The organism is Acetobacter lovaniensis, assembly GCF_014207635.1.
Taxonomy (GTDB): domain Bacteria; phylum Pseudomonadota; class Alphaproteobacteria; order Acetobacterales; family Acetobacteraceae; genus Acetobacter; species Acetobacter lovaniensis.
Genome location: NZ_JACHIE010000004.1, coordinates 178,961 through 198,930, shown reverse-complemented (window position 1 = coordinate 198,930; position 19,970 = coordinate 178,961). Strand labels below are relative to the sequence as shown.

The 19,970-nt window shown below is 58.8% G+C and carries 15 protein-coding genes; 11 read left to right on the top strand and 4 right to left on the bottom strand.

Annotation, left to right across the window (positions count from 1 at the left end; all coding sequences use genetic code 11):
• Positions 1-22 precede the first annotated feature (22 nt).
• Positions 23-193 carry a hypothetical protein gene (locus tag HNR55_RS06770; protein WP_166113877.1) on the bottom strand — a complete coding sequence of 57 codons (171 nt, stop codon included), beginning with the start codon at positions 191-193 and terminating at the stop codon, positions 23-25.
• 11 nt (positions 194-204) lie between these two features.
• Positions 205-1,257, bottom strand: a complete 1,053-nt coding sequence (locus tag HNR55_RS06765) for a COX15/CtaA family protein (RefSeq protein WP_166114272.1) — start codon at positions 1,255-1,257, stop codon at positions 205-207.
• A 118-nt stretch (positions 1,258-1,375) separates the two neighbouring features.
• Between HNR55_RS06765 and HNR55_RS06760 the strand changes: the two genes are divergently transcribed.
• From HNR55_RS06760 to HNR55_RS06735, 6 genes are all read left to right on the top strand, one after another.
• Positions 1,376-2,056: a TVP38/TMEM64 family protein gene (locus tag HNR55_RS06760; protein WP_242005506.1), complete on the top strand. Its 681-nt coding sequence runs from the start codon at positions 1,376-1,378 to the stop codon at positions 2,054-2,056.
• 135 nt (positions 2,057-2,191) lie between these two features.
• Positions 2,192-3,463 carry a multidrug effflux MFS transporter gene (locus tag HNR55_RS06755; protein WP_166113880.1) on the top strand — a complete coding sequence of 424 codons (1,272 nt, stop codon included), beginning with the start codon at positions 2,192-2,194 and terminating at the stop codon, positions 3,461-3,463.
• 92 nt (positions 3,464-3,555) lie between these two features.
• The gene (locus HNR55_RS06750; protein ID WP_166114275.1) at positions 3,556-5,817 is read left to right on the top strand and encodes an ATP-binding protein; all 2,262 of its coding nucleotides are present in this window, start codon (positions 3,556-3,558) and stop codon (positions 5,815-5,817) included.
• Between the two features lie 159 nt (positions 5,818-5,976).
• Complete coding sequence (locus HNR55_RS06745; protein ID WP_166113882.1) at positions 5,977-6,510, top strand: adenine phosphoribosyltransferase; 534 nt, start codon at positions 5,977-5,979, stop codon at positions 6,508-6,510.
• A 150-nt stretch (positions 6,511-6,660) separates the two neighbouring features.
• Positions 6,661-8,895 carry an FUSC family protein gene (locus HNR55_RS06740; protein ID WP_166113885.1) on the top strand — a complete coding sequence of 745 codons (2,235 nt, stop codon included), beginning with the start codon at positions 6,661-6,663 and terminating at the stop codon, positions 8,893-8,895.
• Between the two features lie 49 nt (positions 8,896-8,944).
• Complete coding sequence (locus HNR55_RS06735) at positions 8,945-10,243, top strand: glycerate kinase type-2 family protein (protein WP_166113888.1); 1,299 nt, start codon at positions 8,945-8,947, stop codon at positions 10,241-10,243.
• 11 nt (positions 10,244-10,254) lie between these two features.
• Here HNR55_RS06735 and HNR55_RS06730 read toward each other — a convergent pair whose 3' ends face one another.
• A complete protein-coding gene (locus HNR55_RS06730; RefSeq protein ID WP_166114278.1) occupies positions 10,255-10,851 on the bottom strand; it encodes a uracil-DNA glycosylase family protein in 597 nt (198 codons plus the stop codon).
• Between the two features lie 63 nt (positions 10,852-10,914).
• Positions 10,915-12,381, bottom strand: coding sequence for an aminotransferase-like domain-containing protein (locus HNR55_RS06725; RefSeq protein WP_166113891.1), 1,467 nt, complete (start codon positions 12,379-12,381; stop codon positions 10,915-10,917).
• Between the two features lie 146 nt (positions 12,382-12,527).
• Here HNR55_RS06725 and HNR55_RS06720 point away from each other — a divergent pair, with 146 nt between their 5' ends.
• The 5 genes from HNR55_RS06720 to HNR55_RS06700 are packed head-to-tail and all read left to right on the top strand — an operon-like array spanning position 12,528 to position 19,654.
• The gene (locus tag HNR55_RS06720) at positions 12,528-14,960 is read left to right on the top strand and encodes a TonB-dependent receptor (RefSeq protein WP_166113894.1); all 2,433 of its coding nucleotides are present in this window, start codon (positions 12,528-12,530) and stop codon (positions 14,958-14,960) included.
• Between the two features lie 12 nt (positions 14,961-14,972).
• A complete protein-coding gene (locus HNR55_RS06715) occupies positions 14,973-16,028 on the top strand; it encodes an amidohydrolase family protein (RefSeq protein WP_166113897.1) in 1,056 nt (351 codons plus the stop codon).
• Between the two features lie 6 nt (positions 16,029-16,034).
• Positions 16,035-17,081 (top strand): ABC transporter substrate-binding protein, encoded by a 1,047-nt coding sequence (locus HNR55_RS06710; protein WP_166113900.1) that lies wholly within the window; start codon positions 16,035-16,037, stop codon positions 17,079-17,081.
• A gap of 10 nt (positions 17,082-17,091) precedes the next feature.
• Positions 17,092-18,378 carry an MFS transporter gene (locus tag HNR55_RS06705; protein ID WP_166113904.1) on the top strand — a complete coding sequence of 429 codons (1,287 nt, stop codon included), beginning with the start codon at positions 17,092-17,094 and terminating at the stop codon, positions 18,376-18,378.
• Between the two features lie 4 nt (positions 18,379-18,382).
• Positions 18,383-19,654, top strand: coding sequence for an acyl-CoA dehydrogenase family protein (locus HNR55_RS06700; RefSeq protein ID WP_166113907.1), 1,272 nt, complete (start codon positions 18,383-18,385; stop codon positions 19,652-19,654).
• Positions 19,655-19,970: the final 316 nt, after the last annotated feature.

Below are 19,970 nucleotides of genomic sequence, written 5' to 3'. Positions count from 1 at the left end.
AGCACATGGCCACCCGGATCGCTCAGGGGCTGATAAGTCGAAGGAGAAGGTCCAGACGAAAAGCCACGCCGCCCTGAGCCGCTGTTACGCGGGTCTTGAGGGAATCGGACATGAACCGGTCGGAGATCATGCCCGCTAGAATACCGTCCTGTTTTGTCAGCGCAACAGGAAAATGACCGGCGTGGAAAATCATTCGGCTCTGCTTCAGCCCTGCGGCCTGCCCCGGCGCAGGGTGTGCAGCACATACAGCATGACCCCCAGCAGCACGGCGGCAAAGGTCTGGTGCACGGCTCCGGCCCATACCGGCACAACCAGCAGCAGGGTGGTAACCCCCAGCGCGTACTGCACCAGCACGGCCCAGCCGAGCAGGATAATGCCGTTTTGCGCCTGTGGGCCAAGCCCCGCATCCCGTCGCAGCCCGGCCAGCAGCACCGCGCCAATGCTCAGTGCGGTCAGGGTGGCCAGCAGGCGGTGGTCAAACTGGATGGCGGCCTTGTTGACGATCCAGTTCATCCACAGGGGGGAAAGCTGGGCGTAATCAGTCGGAACAAGGTGCCCGTCCATGAGCGGGAAGGTGTTGAACAAAAAGCCCGCATGGGTGCCCGCCGTAAAGCCGCCCGCAATAATGGTGATGCACAGCAGCCCGATGCTCAGGCACGCCAGACGCCGGGTGAGTTTGACACCGGGTGTAAAGGGTGTGGGTTCAGGCTGGGGCCAGCGGATGGAAAACGCAGTCCACAGAATGGCCCCATACAGCAGCAGGGCGGCACTCAGATGCAGCACGAGTCGTACCGGCTCAACCGCCGTGCTGTTGGCCCGAAAGCCCGAGGCCACCATAAACCAGCCAATGGCGCCCTGCAGCGCTCCGAGAATGAAAAACACGAACAGGCGCACGGCAAGGCGGCGGGTGATCATGCCCCGGACAACAAACCAGACCAGAGGTGCCAGCAGCACCAGCCCCATAAGGCGGCCCCAGAAGCGGTGGATCCATTCGGCCCAGAATATTTTCTGGAATCCTTCCAGCCCGAATCCTTCATGCTGGAGGTGGTACTGGGGAATGGTCTGGTACAGCGCAAACAGCCGCTCCCATTCTGCGTGGGACAGGGGCGGGATCATGCCGCTCACGGGCTGCCAGTCCATAATGGACAGGCCAGAGCCGGTCAGGCGGGTCACGCCGCCAATGGCGATCATGCCCAGCAACATGAAACACAGAAGGAACAGCCAGCCCGAAATCAGGCGGCGGTGGGCAGGCGTCATGTCTTGCTGGCGCTGGGGCGTGATGGGCATGGCACTCTTTTGCGCTGGGGTTAAACTTTATGGCTAGGGTTTACAGCCAGCTTGCGGGCCGCGGCAAGAAGATGCTAGCGCCCAAGGAATGGAACCAGCCACTCCAGTACCGGAGCAACCCGTCAGGGTCGTGTTCAAACCTTTGCTCATGCTGCTTATTCTGGTGGTGGGGGCAATCGGGTTGCGGCATGTGCCTGCTCTGGAACAGGTGCTGGGCAGTACGGAGATGCTGCGTGCGGGCGTGGGTGGCCGACTGGTGTTTGTGGCAGGGGCAACGGTCTGGTGTGCTTTTGGGCTGCCCCGGCAGGTTGCCGGCTTTGCCGCGGGGCTGACCTACGGTGTGGCCGAAGGGCTTGCCATGATTACCCTAGCGTCTACATTAGGGTGTATGGCCGGTTTTTTATGGGCCCGCTGGGGTGGTCGTTCATGGGCGCAGGCCCGCCTTGGACCACGGTTTGAAAAGCTGGATGCGTTTTTAACCCATAAGCCCTTCCTGAGTATTCTGACATTGCGCCTGCTGCCTGTCGGGTCGGCCCTGCTGCTCAACCTGCTCGGAGGGGTGTCCGGCATGGCTGTATGGCCATTTGTTGCGGCAACCCTGCTGGGTGCGCTGCCCCAGAACGCCGTTGCGGTGCTGCTGGGGGCTGGCGTGCAGGTGGGGGCTGCCTGGCAGTATGGTGCGGGGGCCGGTCTGTTTGCCTTTTCTGCCGTGCTGGGCTGGTGGCTGTGGCGGCACGCCCGTATTGCCCGGGCCAGTGCGCAGGGCTAGGCCCGGAGCGTTGTGTGCGGGCAGGCTACCAGTGCCTGCCTGTTGTGGACCCGGCCCTGTTCCTCAACAGTTTCTCCACTATGGGATGAATTTTTTGCGGCACTTATCTCATACGGCGCACCCGGAAGGCCGGGTATGACGTCTTCTGCCTCACCCCCCACGGTGCAGGGCGCGCCGGGGCCGGTTTTTGCACAGGGTGTGCCGGGCTGGCTGTCCCTCCTGCTTGGGTTTCTGACTGCTGTTGGGCCTATTTCCACCGACATTTATCTGCCCGCCTTCCCGGCCATGGAGCAGAGTTTTCATACCAGTGCGGGCAATGTGCAGTTTACGCTGGCCATCTGGTTTGTGGGGCTTGCCATCGGGCAGTTGAGCGTAGGGCCGCTGGCAGACCGGTATGGTCGGCGCATGCCCCTGCTGGTGGGGAACGTGCTGTATGCGGTGGCGTCTGCCGTCTGTGCCTTTGCGCCGGATATCACGCTGTTTTCCGCTGCCCGGTTTGTAGCGTCTATCGGGGCGTCGGCCAGTCTGGTGGTGCCCACCGCATGTGTGCGTGATGTGGTGTCCGACCGGGCGGCGGGAGCACGCATGATGTCCCGCCTGATCATGGTCATGGGGGTGGTGCCTATTCTGGCCCCCATGCTGGGTGGTCTGGTGGTGGAGTTTGTGTCGTGGCGGATTATTTTCTGGGCTTCGGCGGTGTACGGGCTGGTCTGTGTGGGGCTTGTGCTGTGGGTCCTGCCTGAAACACTGCCTTACCAGAAGCGTCAGAGCCTTTCCGCCATGACCCTGCTGACCCGCTACGTGGGCCTGCTGGGGGACAGGAGCTACAGCATTTACGCCCTGATCACGGCGTTTTCGACGTTTATGAGCTTCAGTTACCTGACCGCCGCGCCGTTTGTTTTTGTGCAGCTTTTCCACTTTTCGCCATTGCATTTTTCCATGCTGTTCGGCGTCATGTCCGTGTTCATGATCGGGGCGTCACAGGTCAATGGCCTGCTGGTCGGGCGGGTGGACCCGGCCCGTCTGCTGTATGGGGCTGTGGTCCTGTCGGTTCTGGGTACGGTGCTTATGGTGGGGGTTGGCGTGTGGGGTCGTTGGTACGCGCCTGTGGCGTACAGGCCGTATGAGGTGTGGCTGGTTATTGGGGCCATGGTCATAGCCCTTGCGCCAACGGGCATTATTTTCCCCAATGCGATGATGATGGCTCTGGCCGACCACCCGGCTCAGGCGGGAGCAGCATCTGCCCTTGCGGGCACGTTGCAATACGTGCTTGGTGCATTGGCCGGGGTGGTGGTTGGCCAGTTTGCCGCGACATCTTCGTTACCAATGGCTGGTTGTATGGGCTTTGGTGCGCTTATGATGCTGTGTATGCATACGTTCCGTCCCGCTTTGCATGATGTTGCCTGATCCAGCATGGGCAGCCATGCCTTGCCCGGTTAAGATCAAGCTGTCATGCCCACGGGGATGGCAGGACACAAATAATGGGGGGCATGCCTGACATGCTACGGCATCCAGCAAGACGGGCTCATATTCTGGCTCTTATCGGGGCTGGCGTGCTGATTGTGACCTTTGGTGGCATTGGCATAGAACTCGGCAACGACATGGCCCGCCATGGCAATCTGGACCGCCAGAGCACGGCCGCAGGCAGTTATCTGCGCGGTGTGCACCATGCCACCAGCAATGCCCGCATCTGCCATTACGCCTTTGAAGCTGAACACAACCCCGCTGATGGCGAATGTTACCTGCAGGCCATTACCCAGCTCTCCGATGCCCGCGCGGGGTTTGATGATTTCCGCTCCGTGCAACTGCGTGAAGGGAGCGGGCGCAGGGAAGTGCTGGAGGTCGTGGAAAAACAGCTCCAGACCATTAGCGCGTGGCCCAGAGCGGCCGAGGCCATGCCGCAGGGTGGAGCGGCCCTGCTGGCCACACTGGACCAGAATCTGTCAGTGCTCAGCCGCGCCAGTACGCTGGATCAGGCGGACCGGGTTGCCAATATGCTGCGCAACACAAGCTGGCAGCGCAGGCTGGCTGTTCTGGGTATTCTCACCGGTGTGCTGAGCATGATCTCGGCGGGCTGGGTGCTGGACCGTTCCTCCCTTGCCGCCGCAAGGGCCGAGGCATCCTCGCGTGATCTGGCGTTGCGGCTGCGCGCTACGCTGGACAGTCTGAGCCTTGGTGTTGCGGTGTTTGGTGCGGATGGGCGGCTATGGCACTGGAATGAGCAACTGGCCACGGTGCTTGGGCTGGGCAAGGATTTCCTGCGGACCGGTCTGTCCTACAATGCCCTGAGCGGCATGGTGGTTGTGGATGGCGTGCCTCTGCTGGAGCCGTTTGAACATATTGAGAGCAGCCTGTCCAAAGGGGAGCTGGCTCCGCCGGTTGTGGTGGAATGCAAAGGGGGTAATGGCGCGGATCTGGAACTGTGCCGTACGCTGTTTTTTGCCCCCGATGGTGCTGCCGAGCGGCGCGGGTTTGTGCTGACTGCGGCCGATATTACCATGCGGCTGCGCAGTGAGCGCGCTCTGGGCGAGGCACAGAAGCTGCGCGCCCTTGGCCAGTTGACCGCGGGTATTGCCCACGACTTTAAAAACCTGCTCACGGTTATTCTGGGCAATCTGGAACTCGCGGCGGAATATGACCAGCCCGATCAGGTTGAACAGCGGCAGGAATACCTGTCCGCGGCCACACATGCTGGCCATCGTTCCGAAGCGCTGACCGGCCAGCTTCTCTCCTTCATGCGCAGGCAACGTGGGGCGCCGGATTCGTTGCAGCTGTCGGACCTGTTCTCTTTTCTGGGAGGTCTGCTTGGGCGTGTGATCGGCCCGCGCATTGTGGTGGAGTGCGGCGTTGCGGCCGATGTATGGCCTGTCCGCGCGGACCCCGCCCAGCTGGAAAGTGCCGTGCTCAATCTGGCCATCAATGCGCGTGATGCCATGCCCTCTGGCGGGCGGCTGCGCATTACGGCGCGGAATGTCACGTTCTCGGTCAATGCCGATCTGATGGGCCTGCCAGTGGAGGAAGGGCGCAGTATCCGTGTTGTTTCTGACCCCTCCCCCCTGCCTGCGGGGGACTGGGTCCGGCTGGATGTGGTGGATAGTGGCTTTGGCATGACGCGGGAGGTCATGGACCGCCTGTTCGAGCCGTTCTTTACCACCAAGCGCGAGGGAGCGGGTACGGGCCTTGGCATGGCCATGGTGCTGGCTTTTTCCCAGCAGGTGAATGGCCGGGTTGTGGTGGCAACGGGGCGTGGCAGCGGGACCGAGGTTTCGTTGTGGCTGCCGCGCGCCATAATGGCCAGTGCCGGGGCGGAGGGTACGGTGGCCGAGGCCATGCCCGCCCTGGCCAGACCCGCCAGCCCGGCCCCACAGGCGCAGGCACGCAGCCTGCAGGTGCTTGTAGTGGAGGATGACGCCGCCATACGCGATATTGTCGTGACCATTCTGGGCATGGCAGGTCACAAGGTGCTGGAGGCTGGGGACGGTGAACAGGCGTTTGACACGGCCGCCGGGGTGGAGGGTACGCTTGACCTGCTTGTGACCGATATCCAGCTCCCGGGCCCGCTTGACGGGGTTACGCTTTCCCGCGTGCTGGTGGAGCGCTACCCCGCTCTGGCCGTGGTGTATATGTCGGGCGACCTGACAGCCGATTCCCCCCCGCCGGAGGGCAGCGTGTCCAATGTGCGCCTGCTGGCCAAACCTTTCCGCCGCGATGGGCTGATGGAGGCCGTAACCGCGGCGCTGCGCGCGCGCGCGGGGGTCTGACCAGCCGGATATTTTCTTGCGGAACGCTCCCGTGCGGGATAGAGCGGGGCCGGTTGCCTCAGAACTGTTCGCCAGCGGTGCTTGACCTATGGGAATTAAGGCAGGATGGAAACGCGCTTCCACAACGCTGGGCGCATGGATGAAGGATTGTCAAATACCATGACGGGACGTCAGGATATCGACCTTAAGGATTACATCCGTCACATTCCCGATTTTCCCAAGCCGGGTATTTTATTCTACGATATTTCAACCCTGATGCGGAACCCCGATGCGTGGCAGATCGCCATGGGCCGTCTGACGCGCCAGATTGCACCCATGCAGCCGGACCTGCTGGCCGCCGTGGAATCCCGCGGGTTCCTGACCGCCGCCCCGATTGCCGATCGTATCGGCTGTGGCATGCTCATGCTGCGCAAAAGCGGCAAGCTGCCGGGCAAGACAATCTCGCACACCTATGAGCTGGAATATGGCTCCGACACGCTTGAAATCCAGGCCGATGCGGTCAAGCCCGGCCAGCGTGTTGTGGTCATGGATGACCTGCTGGCAACCGGTGGCACGCTCGCTGCCTCCATTGACCTGCTGCGCAAGGCCGGAGCCGAGGTTGTTGGCGCGTCCGTTCTGGTTGAACTGACGGGCCTTGGCGGGCGCGACAAGCTGGACACGACTGTAACAAGCCTGCTGTCCTACGAAGACTGAAAGCGGACGACGTTTTTGTATGCCATGCCCTGCGCGTAACGCTGGGTGCAGGACAGGGCATACGAGGTGTGAATACGCTTTTGGGCTTCTTTGGGGTAAGAAGAAGCAGATGGCAGTCTTTCTGATCAGTCCTGACCGGCAGAACGCGGCATGAAGGCTGCGGCGGTTTCATTTGGCCAGTTCTGTCAGGCTTTTAGAACCATTGTCCGGCAGGCGCTCGAAGGGGGAGGTCCCCCGCGTGACCTGAGCAGGCTGCGCTGGCTGTTTGCTCCCAACCTGCTGTCTTTCGGGTATGCGCTGCGGACCACCCTGTCGTCCCTCATAGCCCTTGGCATTGCCTTGTGGTGGGAGTTGGGGAGTCCGCAATGGGCGGCCCTGACCGTGTGGATGGTGGCGCAGGGCACACGCGGCAAATCCATTGCCAAGGCGCGGTGGCATATGTTCGGCATGGTGGTGGGCATGCTCTGCGCCTTTATCCTTGTCGGGAGCATGCCGCAGTCTCCCCTGCTCTATATTTTCTGGCTTGCGGCGGGCATTGGCGGCTTCTGCTTTGTGGGCACTCTGCTGCCCGGCCCCGCCAGCATGACCAATTACCGTATTCATGGCATGCGGGCCTCGGGGTTTACCTACGCCATTATCGCGCTTGATGGGGCTGCCGCTCCGGATCAGATTTTTCATATCGCCATGGCGCGTGTCACGTATATTACGCTGGGCATTGTGGTGGAAACCACCATATCCTCCCTGTTCCAGTACCGGCTTGGCCTGCGGGCCAGAAACAGGCTTGCCACCAACTTTGTGCAGGCGCTTGATGGTGCGGTACCGGCCCTTGTGCGCCTGCTTGGGGGGGACCGCCGCGCGGTCGCCAATTCCCCGGATGTGTTTACGACCATTGTGGGACTGAGCGATCAGGTCGAATTCGCGGAAGTGGAAATGGGTGAGCACCAGCACGAGGGCGATCATGCCCGCGCCGCCCTTGCCGCCATAGCGGTGCTGATGTCCCGTGGGCTGGACCTTGGTGCCCTGCTCTCCATGCCTGAAAGTCAGGGTAAGGATTATTTGCAGGTCGCGGAGCAGGTGGCCGGTTTTTTAAAGACCATTCCCCAGCGCCTGACAGATGAGTCGCCTGTGGCCCCGGTCCTGCGGGACCTGACCGCCCTGCGCGCGACCTGCACCCAGCTTGCGGCCACCTGTCTGGAGCAGGAGATGATCGCGGCCACCAACCCGCCCATTGATGCGACACAGGAGAGCAGCCTCTCGCGCGAGGGGCAGCTGCTCCACAAGCTGGGCGCCATTCTGGATGAGTTGCAGCAGGCCATTGAACAGTTCGAGATGAGCCGTAACCCGAAGCCGCATGACCACTTCAGGTACCCCATGCGCAGCTACCGGGACTGGCGTATGGCCTTTACCAACAGCCTGCGCGCATCTGTGACCATTTTTGCTTCGGGAGTGATCTGGATTGCCACGGGCTGGACCGACGGGCTGACATTCATGATGTTTGTCTCCATTGTCTGCGCCCTGTTCTCCACGCTGGAGCAGCCCGCTCTGGCCACGCAGGCGTTTTTGCATGGCACGATTTGTATCGTGGGCATGAGTGGTCTGCTCGATCTGTGGGTCATAGCCCAGCCAACAGTATACGAAACACTGGCCCTCTGTCTGGCCGTGCCCATGCTGGTGGGGGGGCTGGCCTTTGCCTGGCCCCCGCTTGCACTGGCGGCAGTTGCCTATAACCTGTTCCTGCCCATTCTCATCGGCCCGATGAATCAGGGGCGGATGGATGAAATCCTGTTTTTCAACACTGCTCTGCCGCTGTTTCTGGCCATGATTTTTTCCATGTGGATGTACCGGCTCTTCCTGCCGTTTGACCCGGATGGCCTGCGGTGGGACCTGCGCGTAAGCATTCTGCGCCGCCTGCGCAGGCTGGCCCAGCATCGCGCTCCCCCGCCCATGACCGAAGTGGTCGGCCGTGGGGTGGATGGTTTTGTCAGGCTGGCATCCATGACAACAGGTGACGGCAATACCTATGTGCGTGACCAGTATGTGAGCGGTGTGCTCTCGGGCATGACCATAGAGCTTAACCTTTTGCGCCTGCAGGGTATTCTGGCGCGCAATATTCTGCCAGATGCCGCCCGGCACGCCACACAGGCCATGATGAACCGCATGCAGCAGTTTTCGGGCCGGTATGGCGGGCAGTATGGGCGTACGGCACGGGCGGCCGATCTGGCGGTGGAATACCTCTCGCGCATGGAACAGGCCGAAACCAACCTGTCCGTGCGTGAGGAAATGTTACGTGTGCTGGCCAGCCTGCATGTGATTGCAGCGGAACTTAAAGAGAATCGGGCGTTCTTTGACGCATCCTCCCCTTATCTGGACAGGGCGTTTACCTGAGCGCAAGCTGGAGCAGTGACGGTAGGGCCAGGTATAAGGGAAAAACATCATGCCAGATGCAGGAGTTGCATGGGATAACGCGCGGGCCAGAACCTTGCTGCGCTCCATGTTTGATGCTGCCGTAGCCAGCGCAGACCCGTTTGTGGTGCTGGCCAAACACCTGCCCCCCAAACCCAGAGGGCGCTGCATTGTGGTTGGGGCGGGCAAGGCCTCGGCGGCAATGGCCGCAGCCCTGGAATCCGCATGGCCGGATGTGCCGCTTGAAGGTGTGGTGGTCACGCGTGACGGGCATGCCGCCCCGACCCGCCATGTGCGTATTCTGGAAGCCTCCCACCCTGTCCCCGATGCCCGGAGCGAGGCAGCCGCCCGCGCCATTATGCATGCCGTAACGGGGCTTGGGCCGGATGATCTGGTGATTGCTCTTGTATCGGGCGGGGGGTCATCCCTTCTGGCGTTACCTGCGCCGGGGCTGACGCTGGAAGATAAACGCCTTGTCGGGCGGCAACTGCTGCATTCTGGTGCGACCATTACGGAAATGAACACCGTGCGGCGCTACCTGTCCGCCATCAAAGGGGGGCGGCTGGCACAGGCTGCCAGCCCTGCACAGGTGCTGACACTGGTGATCAGTGACGTACCGGGGGATGATCCATCGGTGATTGCCAGCGGGCCAACCGTGCCGCCATCAGGCACGGCGGCGGATGCGCTGCGGATTGTGGAACGGTACGGGCTGGACCTCTCCCCCACTGTGCGGGGGGTGCTGGAACAGGCTGTGGCAAACCAGCAGGACCCTAAACCCGTAGCGGACCCGCGCAACCGTGTGGTGCTGATTGCAACCCCGCTTATGGCGCTTATGGCCGCAGCGGATGTTGCGCGAGAGCAGGGGGTGACCCCGCTGGTGCTGGGTGATGCGCTGGAGGGGGAAAGTCAGGTTGCCGGTATTCTGCTGGGTGGCATGGCGCGTTCCGTGCATGCGCATGGTCTGCCCATTCCCTCGCCTGCGGTGCTGTTAAGCGGGGGGGAAACAACCGTGACCATCCGCGCGGGGGAAGGGGCTGGCAAAGGTGGGCGGAATACGGAGTTCCTGCTCTCCTGCGCGCATTTTCTGGGTGGGGAGAGTAGTATCTGGGGGCTGGCAGGCGATAGTGATGGCATAGACGGCACGGAAGATGCCGCCGGTGCCATTTTTGCGCCCGATACACTGGCCCGTGCAGCGCAGGCGGGCTGCATGCCTGAGCCATTCCTGCGGAACCATGACAGCTACAGTTTTTTCAAGGCGGTGGATGATCTGCTTATGACCGGGCCAACGCTGACCAATGTCAATGATATCCGCCTGCTCCTGATTACCTGAAAAATCCGGGCTTAGTCCTGCAATGCACGGGCGACCTCGTGGCGCAGGGCGGGAAGAACGGTTGCCCCGAATGCGGGTGTGCGCCGCTCCCACGCCCCTGTGCGCCATGATGGATGGGGGAGGGGGAAGTAGGTAGGCAAAAACTCTTCAAACCGCATAACCCGGTCAAACACCCCGCCTTTGCCCAGCACATAATTCTGCGCATAGGAGCCTACCAGCAGGGTGAGCCGGATATTGGGCAGATGTTCCAGAATGCGTTTGCGCCACAAAGGCGCACATTCCGGCCTTGGGGGGCGGTCTCCCCCTTTTGGCAGCACGCCGGGGTAGCATAGCCCCATGGGTACAATGGCGACTTTTTCCGTATCGTAAAAAAGGCTGCGGTCCATGCCCAGCCATGTCCGTAGGCGATCGCCCGAGGCATCGTTAAAGGGGATTCCCGTTTCATGGACCTTGGTGCCGGGAGCCTGCCCCGCAATCAGCAACCGTGCGCGGGGGGAGATATGGAGCACCGGGCGTGGCCCAAGTGGCAGGGCATGGGCACAGGCCGAGCAGGCGCGGATCTGCTTGAGCAGTGCGTGTAACTGGTGGTCCGTTTCTGTGTGCGCCAGAATCTGGGCTCCTGCTGGTTCCGGGGTGGGATATCCCTTTGTCCCGGAATGGGTGGGTGCTTTTTATGTGTGGTTGGAAAGTCTGGAAAAAAGGGCTGGAATGTCTTCTTCCGATATTTCTCCATAACCATGGGACACAAGGTTAGGCAGGTCCGGCAGGCCCGGGTGGGAGCGGCTGCTGGCTGCAGCATAATTACCGGGGAAGCGGATTCCTGCTTCTTCCGCCTCGGTCAGGAAAGGCTGCACCTTGCCGAACCCACCGGGCAGGAACCAGCTCAGGCGGGGGGCATGCTCTGTGCCGCAGAATTCCATACGACCAAAAAACCGTTCCAATGCGGCCATAAAAACCTCTCTGCGGCGCATCATAACCACCCGTGTACGGCGCAGGGCATTGTCCAGCTCGCCCGAGTCCAGCATGCGGGCCAGAGCTTCCTGCTCCAGCCAGGGCAGGCCGTTCCCCGTAAGCAGCTTGGCTTCCAGCACGGCCGGCAGGAAGGACCAGGGGACGACCAGATACCCAAGCATCAGCCCGCCACCAAGGCAGGGAGCAAACAGGCCCGCATGGAGCAGGTTGCGCCCCCCTGTAAGGGAGAGAAGGGAGGGGATCGGTTTTTTTTCAAACGAGAGCAGGTCATACATCGCTTCTTCAAACACAAGGCAGCGGTCCTGCATGGCCAGTGCTGCAATATGTTTGCGACGCGGCAGAGAAAGCGTGACATTGGTCGGGATGTGGCACCCCGGATTAACGCATAAAAGGCGTGCCTGCTCGGGGGCCAGATCAGCCAGCTTGATCCCCTTGCGGTCAATTGCGCCGTTAATCACGTGCATGCCCAGTTTTTCGTATAACTGGCGTTTTCCCGGGTAGCATGGGTCTTCAAGTATCACATGGTCGCCGGTTTTAAGCAGGGCATGTGCGATAATGGAATGCGCTTGCTGTAGCCCCGTAACAATAATGATCTGCTGCGGGTCAATGGTGACGCCGTGGCGTAAATGCAGCCACCGGGCCAGCGTTGAACGCAGGAAGGGGAGCCCGGCATTGGGCTGGAACTCGCCCCCCCGTTTCCAGTTATCGCGCAGCAGCAGGCGCTCGATGGTTTTTTGCCATGCGGGAAAACGATAAAGTGGCATGTTGCTGCCAAAACCGAGGTTAAAGACTCCATCGGGTGTTTGGCGTTCCTGTGCCGGGTCTCCGATAAAAGCCTGACCGGGCCATGATGGCTCCCCAAGGGATGCGGCCGCGGCACCGCGTTCATTCCCCAACTGCGCAACGGAGCTGGTGCTGCATGGTGGTGTGGGGTGGATGAATGTCCCGCGTGAAGGGCGCGTCTGCAAATACCCTTCCGTTTCCAGATGTTCAAAAACAAGCACGACCGTATTGCGCGATACGCCCCAGCGTACGGATGCCTCCCTTATGCCCGGCAGAGGGGTGTTGGGGCGCAGCATGCCAGAGGCAATGGCGGCAATAATCTGCCGCATAATCTGTTTTTGCAGCCCTTCGCGGGAATTGCGGTCAAGCTGGGGCACAAACATGCGGGCCTACTTTCATGCGCATATTGCACTATTTAATATCGTTTAAACCGTACCCATAAAAATTATAAAAGCCGTCACTGTCGTAAAATGCAACGAATTAATACTAATCAAAATAGTAAATGGTTAAAAACAACGCGGCGTGGAACATGATTTACCCTTCCTCACTCTCGGCTCCCCGGTCCTTCCTCTCCCTTTCGGGGCGGGCTATGGCCTGCCTGTCCAGGCGGAACCGGCTTGCTTGCGCCGCTTTGCCATCCCTGATCCTTGCATCGGGTCTTGTGGCGTCCGCCACATCTTCCGCCAAAGCCGAAACACAGGGCAAACCTTCAGGTGCCAAAATCGCCCCTGCTTCTGCCAGGGGCGGCAAGGCCAGCAAAGTGGGCAAGGTGGCTTCTCCTGCGGCATCAGGTGGGCTGGAGACCGTTATGGTCACAGCCAACCGGCGCACGCAGGATATTCAAAAGGTTGCGGCCACCGTTACGGCAATCAGTGCAACCACCATTGCCCGGCAGCATCTGGATAGTGCAGCCGATGTGGCCGCTTTTGCCCCCAACGTGCTGGGGTATAATTTTGATGGTCGCTTGCGCCCCCGGTATTACATCCGTGGTGTTGGCAACGGGAATGTGGCCAATAACGCCATTGGTGCGGTGGCGGTTTATGCGGATGATGTGTATCTGAACAGCCTGAGCTTTCAGGGCTTCCCGCTGTTTGATCAGGCGCAGGTTGCCATTCTTAACGGTCCGCAGGGCACCTTGTGGGGCAAGAATGCAACGGCAGGGGCCATACAGTTTACCTCCCGCCGTCCCGAATTTAAAAAAGAGGGTCACGCACAGGTCGATTTTGGCGATTATGGTCAAAAGCGGGGTGAGTTTGTTATCAACACCCCCATTACCGCCAATACGTTGACCACCCGCCTGTCTGTTCGGCAGGAAAATTCGGATGGCTGGGCAAAAAATGCCAGCACAGGCAAGGATGTCGGTAATTTTGGTGACTTTGCCGCCCGCTTTCAAACGCTCTGGCGGCCATCGGATGATCTGGAGTTTCTGCTGAATACGCATGTGCGTGACATGCAGAGTTCCAACGTGCCTTATTATAGCGCTTCGGGTACGTCAGTATATTCACCGCTTAAAACATCAAGCAGGGACTGGACCAATTCCAACGTAAACGGGCGTCAGGCCCTTGTGTCGGAGGGGGTATCCCTGCACACAACGTGGCATCCGGGGCAAGGGCTGACCTTTACCTCCATTACCGCGTTTGAAAACGCACAGCGCCGCCAGAGCGGGGATGGAGATTACACACCCCTTGAATACAGCAGGTCTTATGACAAACTGCACCCTGTACAGGTCAGTCAGGAGTTTCGTCTTGCATCAGACCCACACCAGCGGATCGCATGGATTGCAGGCGCTTATTATTTTCATGAAACCCTGAACGACCACTACGCGACCGCAACGCTCCCCCCCGGCGCGCCTACAACGCCCGCTATTATTGGCCAGCCTGCCTTTACATCCACACAATACCGGCAAACTACAGATAGTTTTGCTATTTTTGGCAATACAACCATCCATGTTGTGCCGTGGTTTCAGGTTGCTGGTGGGGTAAGGTGGACGCACGACCATCTGCGCCTTGATCTGGATAGTGTTCAGGCAAGGTCTCCGGTTTCGTTTGCAGGGAATGCGACAAACTGGTGGAATGCCCAGAGCGTTCTCTCACCCATAACGGGGATTGATAGTTACCATGGTGGCAAAAGCTGGTCGAATGTCAGCTTTGATGTGGAGCCGCAGTTCCTGATCGGAAAAGATCAGATGCTCTACGTGCGTATTGCCGATGGCTATCGTTCAGGCGTGTTCAATACCCAGATTACCCCCAACCCGGTTAATAGGGGTGGCACGCCGTTGCAGACAGCGCAGCCGGTTAACCCTGAAACCCTGACATCCTATGAAGCCGGTTACAAAGGAAGCTGGTTTAACCATCGCCTGACCCTGAGTGCCGATGGTTTTTACTCAAAATACGACAATATCCAGACCTCCTGGACCGCAACGGATGCCGCAACAAAATCGACCATTATTTCTCTTACCAATGCCGCATCCGGGCGCACTTTGGGGGGTGAGTTTTCCTTTCAGGCCCGCCCGATTGATGACCTGACAATATCTGGGAATGTGGGTGTTCTCAGAACAAAGTTTACGGACTTTACCGCTCCCACGGGTGCAACCAGCCTGAAGGGTAACGAGTTCGCCCGTGCGCCACATCAGACAGCCAATATTTCGGTGGACTGGAACTTCCGCACCGGTATTGGCAACGGCAGTGTTGGCACGCGCTGGAACTATACTGGGCATTATTACTACCTTGTTTCAAACGAAAAAGCGTCTGCCCTTCAGCAATCGTCTGTCTGGCTGGGGGATGTTCATGCCTCCTTCCGTCCGGGGAACAGCCGATGGGAAATCAGCGGGATCGTCAACAATATTACCGGTAACCGTTATCTGGTGCAGGTGCTGCCGTATTCCGCAACAAGCCAGACATTTACTTATCAGTACAGCAATCCCCGCATGTTCCTGCTTTCGGCCCGTGTGGACTTTTTCTGAGGAGAGTGCGTCATGACAACCCATAAGACTGTAATCGACCTGCACTCCCACTGGTTTGCACCTTCCACACTGGATATTCTTGGGCGCCGTGCGGAGGCACCGCGTATTGGCCGTCAGGGAGATCAACTCGCCATCTGGCGCACGGGAGCGGGGGCAGGCAAGGGGGGAGCATTCCCCCTTGGTGCGCAATGGTGCGATTTGCAAACCCGACTGTCTCATCTGGATAATGTAGGGATTGCGCACCAGCTTTTGTCATGGCCAACAACACTGGGGGTAGATGCCGCACTCCCCTTTTCTGATACGCAGGACCTGTGGACGCAGTGGAATAACGATACCGCTGCTCTTGTGGCCCAGCACCCGGACCGCTTTAGCGCCGTGGCGGCGCTCAGCACGGATAATCTGGCCTGGTCTGCCAAAGAGCTGGAACGCGGGCATGAACAACTGGGCCTAATCGGGGGGGTATTACCTGTTAACGGATTTTTCTCCCGTCGTTCGGCAGAGGCCTTTCGGGGGATATTCGAAGTGGCTCAGGCGCATCGCAGCCATATTTACCTGCATACGGGGTTTGCCAGCCCCAAGGTTCATGGCCAGCCCCCCGATATTCTACATGATGATAATGAAGCCCTGCGCTGGGTCATAGACAACGGGTTCTGCTTTGCATCTGCCGTTGCAACGCTGGCGTTTACGGATTTTCTGGCCCCATTCCCCGATGTGACAATTCAGATAGCCATGCTCGGTGGTACGGCACTGGGGGCGCTGGCGGCCGAACAGGCCGTAGTTTCCCCCCGTGTGCAGGCTGGCCCGCTGCGTGAGCATTTTAAGCAGATATGGCTGGATACGGGGGCAGCAGGCAGTGGCACAGCAGCTGTTGCCGCAGCCGTGCGGGTTCTGGGGTCTGAGCGCGTTGTCTTTGGCTCGGACTATGCCCCGGTGCCCGATATTGGGCCTACGCTTGAGCGTGTACGCGCGGCAACGGCAACCGACCCCGATGGTCAGAAATCAGTTCTTTTTTGGAATGCACAGCAGCTTTTGGAACGTCATGGTGTGCAGGTTGCCCCACAGGAGTAAAAATTCATGACCCGTCCGGTTATTCATTATACCCGTTGCCCGTCTGTGCCGACTATTAGCGCATTGGCAGAAGCTTGGGGCACGCTACGTGCTGAGTTTGCAGAAGAGCACGATGTTGAAATTGTTTTTCAGTCTGTAGGGTTTTCACCCAAAACGGAATACGATCACAAAGATCGGTTCTGGCTCCGCAATGCTGGGCATGCACCAGCCATATGGAAAAAAAGCCATGGCGTGGACTGCAAGGTTGTGGGTCTTGCCTTTCTGGATGGCCACTACCCGGTGTTGAGCCTCCATTCTTCCGGGCTTGCACAGCCCGAGGCGCTTAAAGGCAAGCGGCTTGCGGTATTTTACAACCCCGATAGCCCGTTTGACCTGATGATCGCACAACAGCTCAAGATTTATCAGACCACTCTGGCCACTGTCGGGCTGGGTCTTGATGATGTTGAACTGGTGCGTATTCCGCGCATTTTTCCCCCACGCGGGGAGCGGAAGAGTTTTCTGCTCGCGGGTTTTCAGTCAGCTCTGGCGGCATTGGAAGACGGTATTGTGGATGCGGTAGCCGCACCCATCCCCCCCGATGGTGGCCTCTACCCACGCCTGAATGTGGTGTACGATACCCGGCTTGCCCCGGACCTTATCTCGCGCGTGCATCCTTCCGTGCTGCGTGGTCTGGTGGTCAGTACGGCGCTGATTGAAGAGCAGCGAGACCTGCTGGTGCGCATTGTGGCAACGCTTGTGCGCACGGCAGAGCGTGCGGCAACCCAGCCGCTGGATGCCCTGCGGGCTCTGGCAACCGATCTGGGGCAGGCACCAGAAAACCTTGCCGCAGTGTATGAGAACATCGCGCAGGGTATCAGGCTGGACCTGAATGATGATTATGTCTCGACGCTGGATGCGCAAAAAACCTTTTTGCTGCGCCAGGGGCTGATCAAAAAAGACTTTGATCTGGAAAGCTGGATTGACCGCTCAATTCTGGCAGATGCCACAGCCCTTGCGCAGCGAGCCCCCCAAAATGCTGCGGTTTTCGAACAGACGCACCCTCAACCGGTATGAGGATACAGCCATGTCTTCCACTGCAACCACACTCTCTTCAGTTACCCCGCACGTGACAAATCAGCCAGCTGTAACCGGCACGGCATTGTCACGCCATCCAGCACTGGTGCTGCTGCTGGCAACGGGTACGGTTTGCGCCATGGATAATATGGTTCTTTCCGGATTGCTGACACCAATCAAGGCGGATCTCCATCTTTCGGATGCTGCGTTTGGGAGTGTATCTTCAGCCTCCACACTGGCGGGTATTCTGGGCGCACCACTTTTTGCGGTGCTGGCAGCACGGTTCAGTCGCCGTTCCGTGCTGGTCGGGTCCATTGTGCTGTGGAGTCTGGCATCGGCGGGTAGTGCGCTTTCTACTGGTCTGGCAACACTGGTTTTGTGGCGCACTCTCACCAGTTTTGGCATGGCTGCCTATCAGGGTATTGTGCCGGGCTGGCTGGCTGATCTTTATAACAGGAAACAGCGGAACTTCGTTTTTTCTCTTTTCATGTTGCGTAACAAGCTCGGGTCTGCGCTGGCTTTTGGTGTTGGGGGATGGATTGCAGCCCACTCCAACTGGCATCAGGCATTTTTTCTCACTGGTCTGCCGGGTCTTGTTCTGGGCTTTCTGTTATTGTTTGTGCCTGAACCGGTTCCGGGCCAGTCGGATGGCCACGTATCCACGGTAGAGAACAGGGTAAGCTGGGAACAACAGTTTTCTGTTTTTCGTATTGTTCCCTACACCACACATCTGATCGCTCTAAGCCTGTTTTTTTCCGGCACAATTACAGCGCAGATGTGGCTTCCTGCGTTTTTGCACCGGGTGCATGGCCTGGATAACCTGCATGCCACGGGCTTTGCGTTCTCAGCCCTTATGCTCACCCTTCCGGCGGGGCCGGTGGGTGGCTGGTTGACGGGGCGTTATCTGGCCGGGCGCACGGGGGGCATTGCCGCGTCCCTTGCCGTAAGCGCGCTATTGGCCTCGGTTTTGTTCACCATTGGTTTTACGGCATCTTCCCTACGCGTCTGCGAGGTTTTTTCCCTGCTGGCCATTGCCTCCTTTGGTGCCACGGCAGGTAGCCTGACCACGCTGCTGGTTGAAACCGTGCCTCCGGCTTTGCGCACTATTTCCGGTTCGTTTGGTGCGATGGTTGCTGGTGGAGCGTCAGGGCTTTTTGCCCCATGGCTTCTAGGTCTGATTTCCGATCATGCAGGTCTGGCACAGGCTATTCTTATTGGACCGGCTTTTTATGCAGCATCATCCATCTTCTGGATCTGGCTGGCAGTTCACGCCAAGAACGACTCAAAGAAAGATTGATCTCATGACTTTCATCGAAAAAAACAAGAGCTTTCCTGCTCCTCGTAATGATCTTGTGCGTGCCACGCGCCCGCAGGCAGTGGCCCCTTACCCACAGGACTGGGTGGATGCCGCGCAAAAACTTGCGTATGAATTTGCCGAAGGTGCTATTCAGCGTGATCTGGATGGCGCAAGGCCTGTGGAGCAGATCCGCCGCCTGCGCGAAAGCGGGCTTGTCAGCCTGCTCTACCCCAAAAATCTTGGGGGCGGTGGAGGTTCGCTCCGCGATGCTGCACAAAGTGTGCTGGAAATTGCCAAGGTGGATGGTTCAACAGCAGCGCTGCTTGGGTTTAATTACTATAACTCCCTTGTGCCGCTGCTAACGGACTACACTGGCGCGAATGATGATGTGGTGCGTCATGCTGCGAATAACCGCTTTTTCTGGGGCAATGTCACACAGTATGTGAACAAGGAGTTTGTGGCAGAGCACCATGCGGATGGCGGATTTACAATTACCGGGACCAAAAAGTGGAACACGGGTGCGCCACTGGCAGAAATTACAACAGTGCTGGCCATTCACCCCGACCGAGATCACTACATTTACGCTGTAATTCCCACAGCGCGTGAGGGGCTGGAGTTCCATAATGACTGGGACCCCATTGGTTTGCGCGGCACGGATTCAGGTACCATTACCTTCCATAATGTGCGGATTTTGCCAGAAGACGTCCTGCATTGGGGCCACAGCCCGGCCCAGACCGGCCCCTTGCCCTTGTGGGCCAGCTTTGGTGCCATTTTTTATACGGCTGTGTTCATCGGCCGCACGCTGGGTGCTTTGGAGCATGCGCGCAAGTGGGTGCTGCAAGGGCGCAGGCAGGGCAGCTTTGGGGGTGTCAGTATTTCGGCGGATGACCCGTTCATTCAGGCTGAATTTGCTGAATACTGGGTGCAGGTTCAGGCGGCTCAGGTGTATTTTGAGAGAACCATTGCTTTTGTGCAGGAACAATGGGACCGGCGCTCTTCCCTGACGGAAAAAGATTATGGCGCTATTGCGCTTGAAACACTCTCGCTCCGTACTTTTGCTGCACGCACAGCTTTGCATATCACACCACGTGTTTTTGAGTTGCTGGGGGGGCGTTCAACCGCACGGGAAGCAGATTTTGACCAGTACTGGCGGGATGTCAGAACCCTGTCTTCCCATGACCCGGAAGTATTGGCCCGTCGCGTGATTGGTAAACATGTTCTGCATCAGGACCCTCTGGTTTTCCCGCCGCATTTCAAGCAGGATAAAGTTGGTTAAAAGAACGCTTGGAGTTTTTTCCGGTCCACTTCAGGCGTGTAATTCTCTTGAAGTGGATGGAAAAATCCTTTGATAATATAATAGTTTTAGAAATAATTTTCCATGTAATCTATGCGTAGAGTATCTACGGTTTTTCTGATATGGGACGCCATAAGAATAATTGTGCGAAGGAAGCGGTCTGGATCCTTCGCGTTGGGGTAATAATCCTCATATAAGATGATCAGTCCTGTGTTTTTTACATTTCAAATCTTTATGGAATTGGCGCGTCCCCCGCTTGGTGGGTGGCGCGCAGCCTTATCCAGATACATGCTTTAGA

Excerpts from the sequence above, each read along its gene's own strand:
- HNR55_RS06770 (WP_166113877.1), bottom strand. The coding sequence starts at position 193 with ATGATTTTCCACGCCGGTCATTTTCCTGTTGCGCTGACAAAACAGGAC.
- HNR55_RS06765 (WP_166114272.1), bottom strand. The coding sequence starts at position 1,257 with ATGACGCCTGCCCACCGCCGCCTGATTTCGGGCTGGCTGTTCCTTCTG.
- HNR55_RS06760 (WP_242005506.1), top strand. The coding sequence starts at position 1,376 with ATGGAACCAGCCACTCCAGTACCGGAGCAACCCGTCAGGGTCGTGTTC.
- HNR55_RS06755 (WP_166113880.1), top strand. The coding sequence starts at position 2,192 with ATGACGTCTTCTGCCTCACCCCCCACGGTGCAGGGCGCGCCGGGGCCG.
- HNR55_RS06750 (WP_166114275.1), top strand. The coding sequence starts at position 3,556 with ATGCTACGGCATCCAGCAAGACGGGCTCATATTCTGGCTCTTATCGGG.
- HNR55_RS06745 (WP_166113882.1), top strand. The coding sequence starts at position 5,977 with ATGACGGGACGTCAGGATATCGACCTTAAGGATTACATCCGTCACATT.
- HNR55_RS06740 (WP_166113885.1), top strand. The coding sequence starts at position 6,661 with ATGAAGGCTGCGGCGGTTTCATTTGGCCAGTTCTGTCAGGCTTTTAGA.
- HNR55_RS06735 (WP_166113888.1), top strand. The coding sequence starts at position 8,945 with ATGCCAGATGCAGGAGTTGCATGGGATAACGCGCGGGCCAGAACCTTG.
- HNR55_RS06725 (WP_166113891.1), bottom strand. The coding sequence starts at position 12,381 with ATGTTTGTGCCCCAGCTTGACCGCAATTCCCGCGAAGGGCTGCAAAAA.
- HNR55_RS06720 (WP_166113894.1), top strand. The coding sequence starts at position 12,528 with ATGATTTACCCTTCCTCACTCTCGGCTCCCCGGTCCTTCCTCTCCCTT.
- HNR55_RS06715 (WP_166113897.1), top strand. The coding sequence starts at position 14,973 with ATGACAACCCATAAGACTGTAATCGACCTGCACTCCCACTGGTTTGCA.
- HNR55_RS06710 (WP_166113900.1), top strand. The coding sequence starts at position 16,035 with ATGACCCGTCCGGTTATTCATTATACCCGTTGCCCGTCTGTGCCGACT.
- HNR55_RS06705 (WP_166113904.1), top strand. The coding sequence starts at position 17,092 with ATGTCTTCCACTGCAACCACACTCTCTTCAGTTACCCCGCACGTGACA.
- HNR55_RS06700 (WP_166113907.1), top strand. The coding sequence starts at position 18,383 with ATGACTTTCATCGAAAAAAACAAGAGCTTTCCTGCTCCTCGTAATGAT.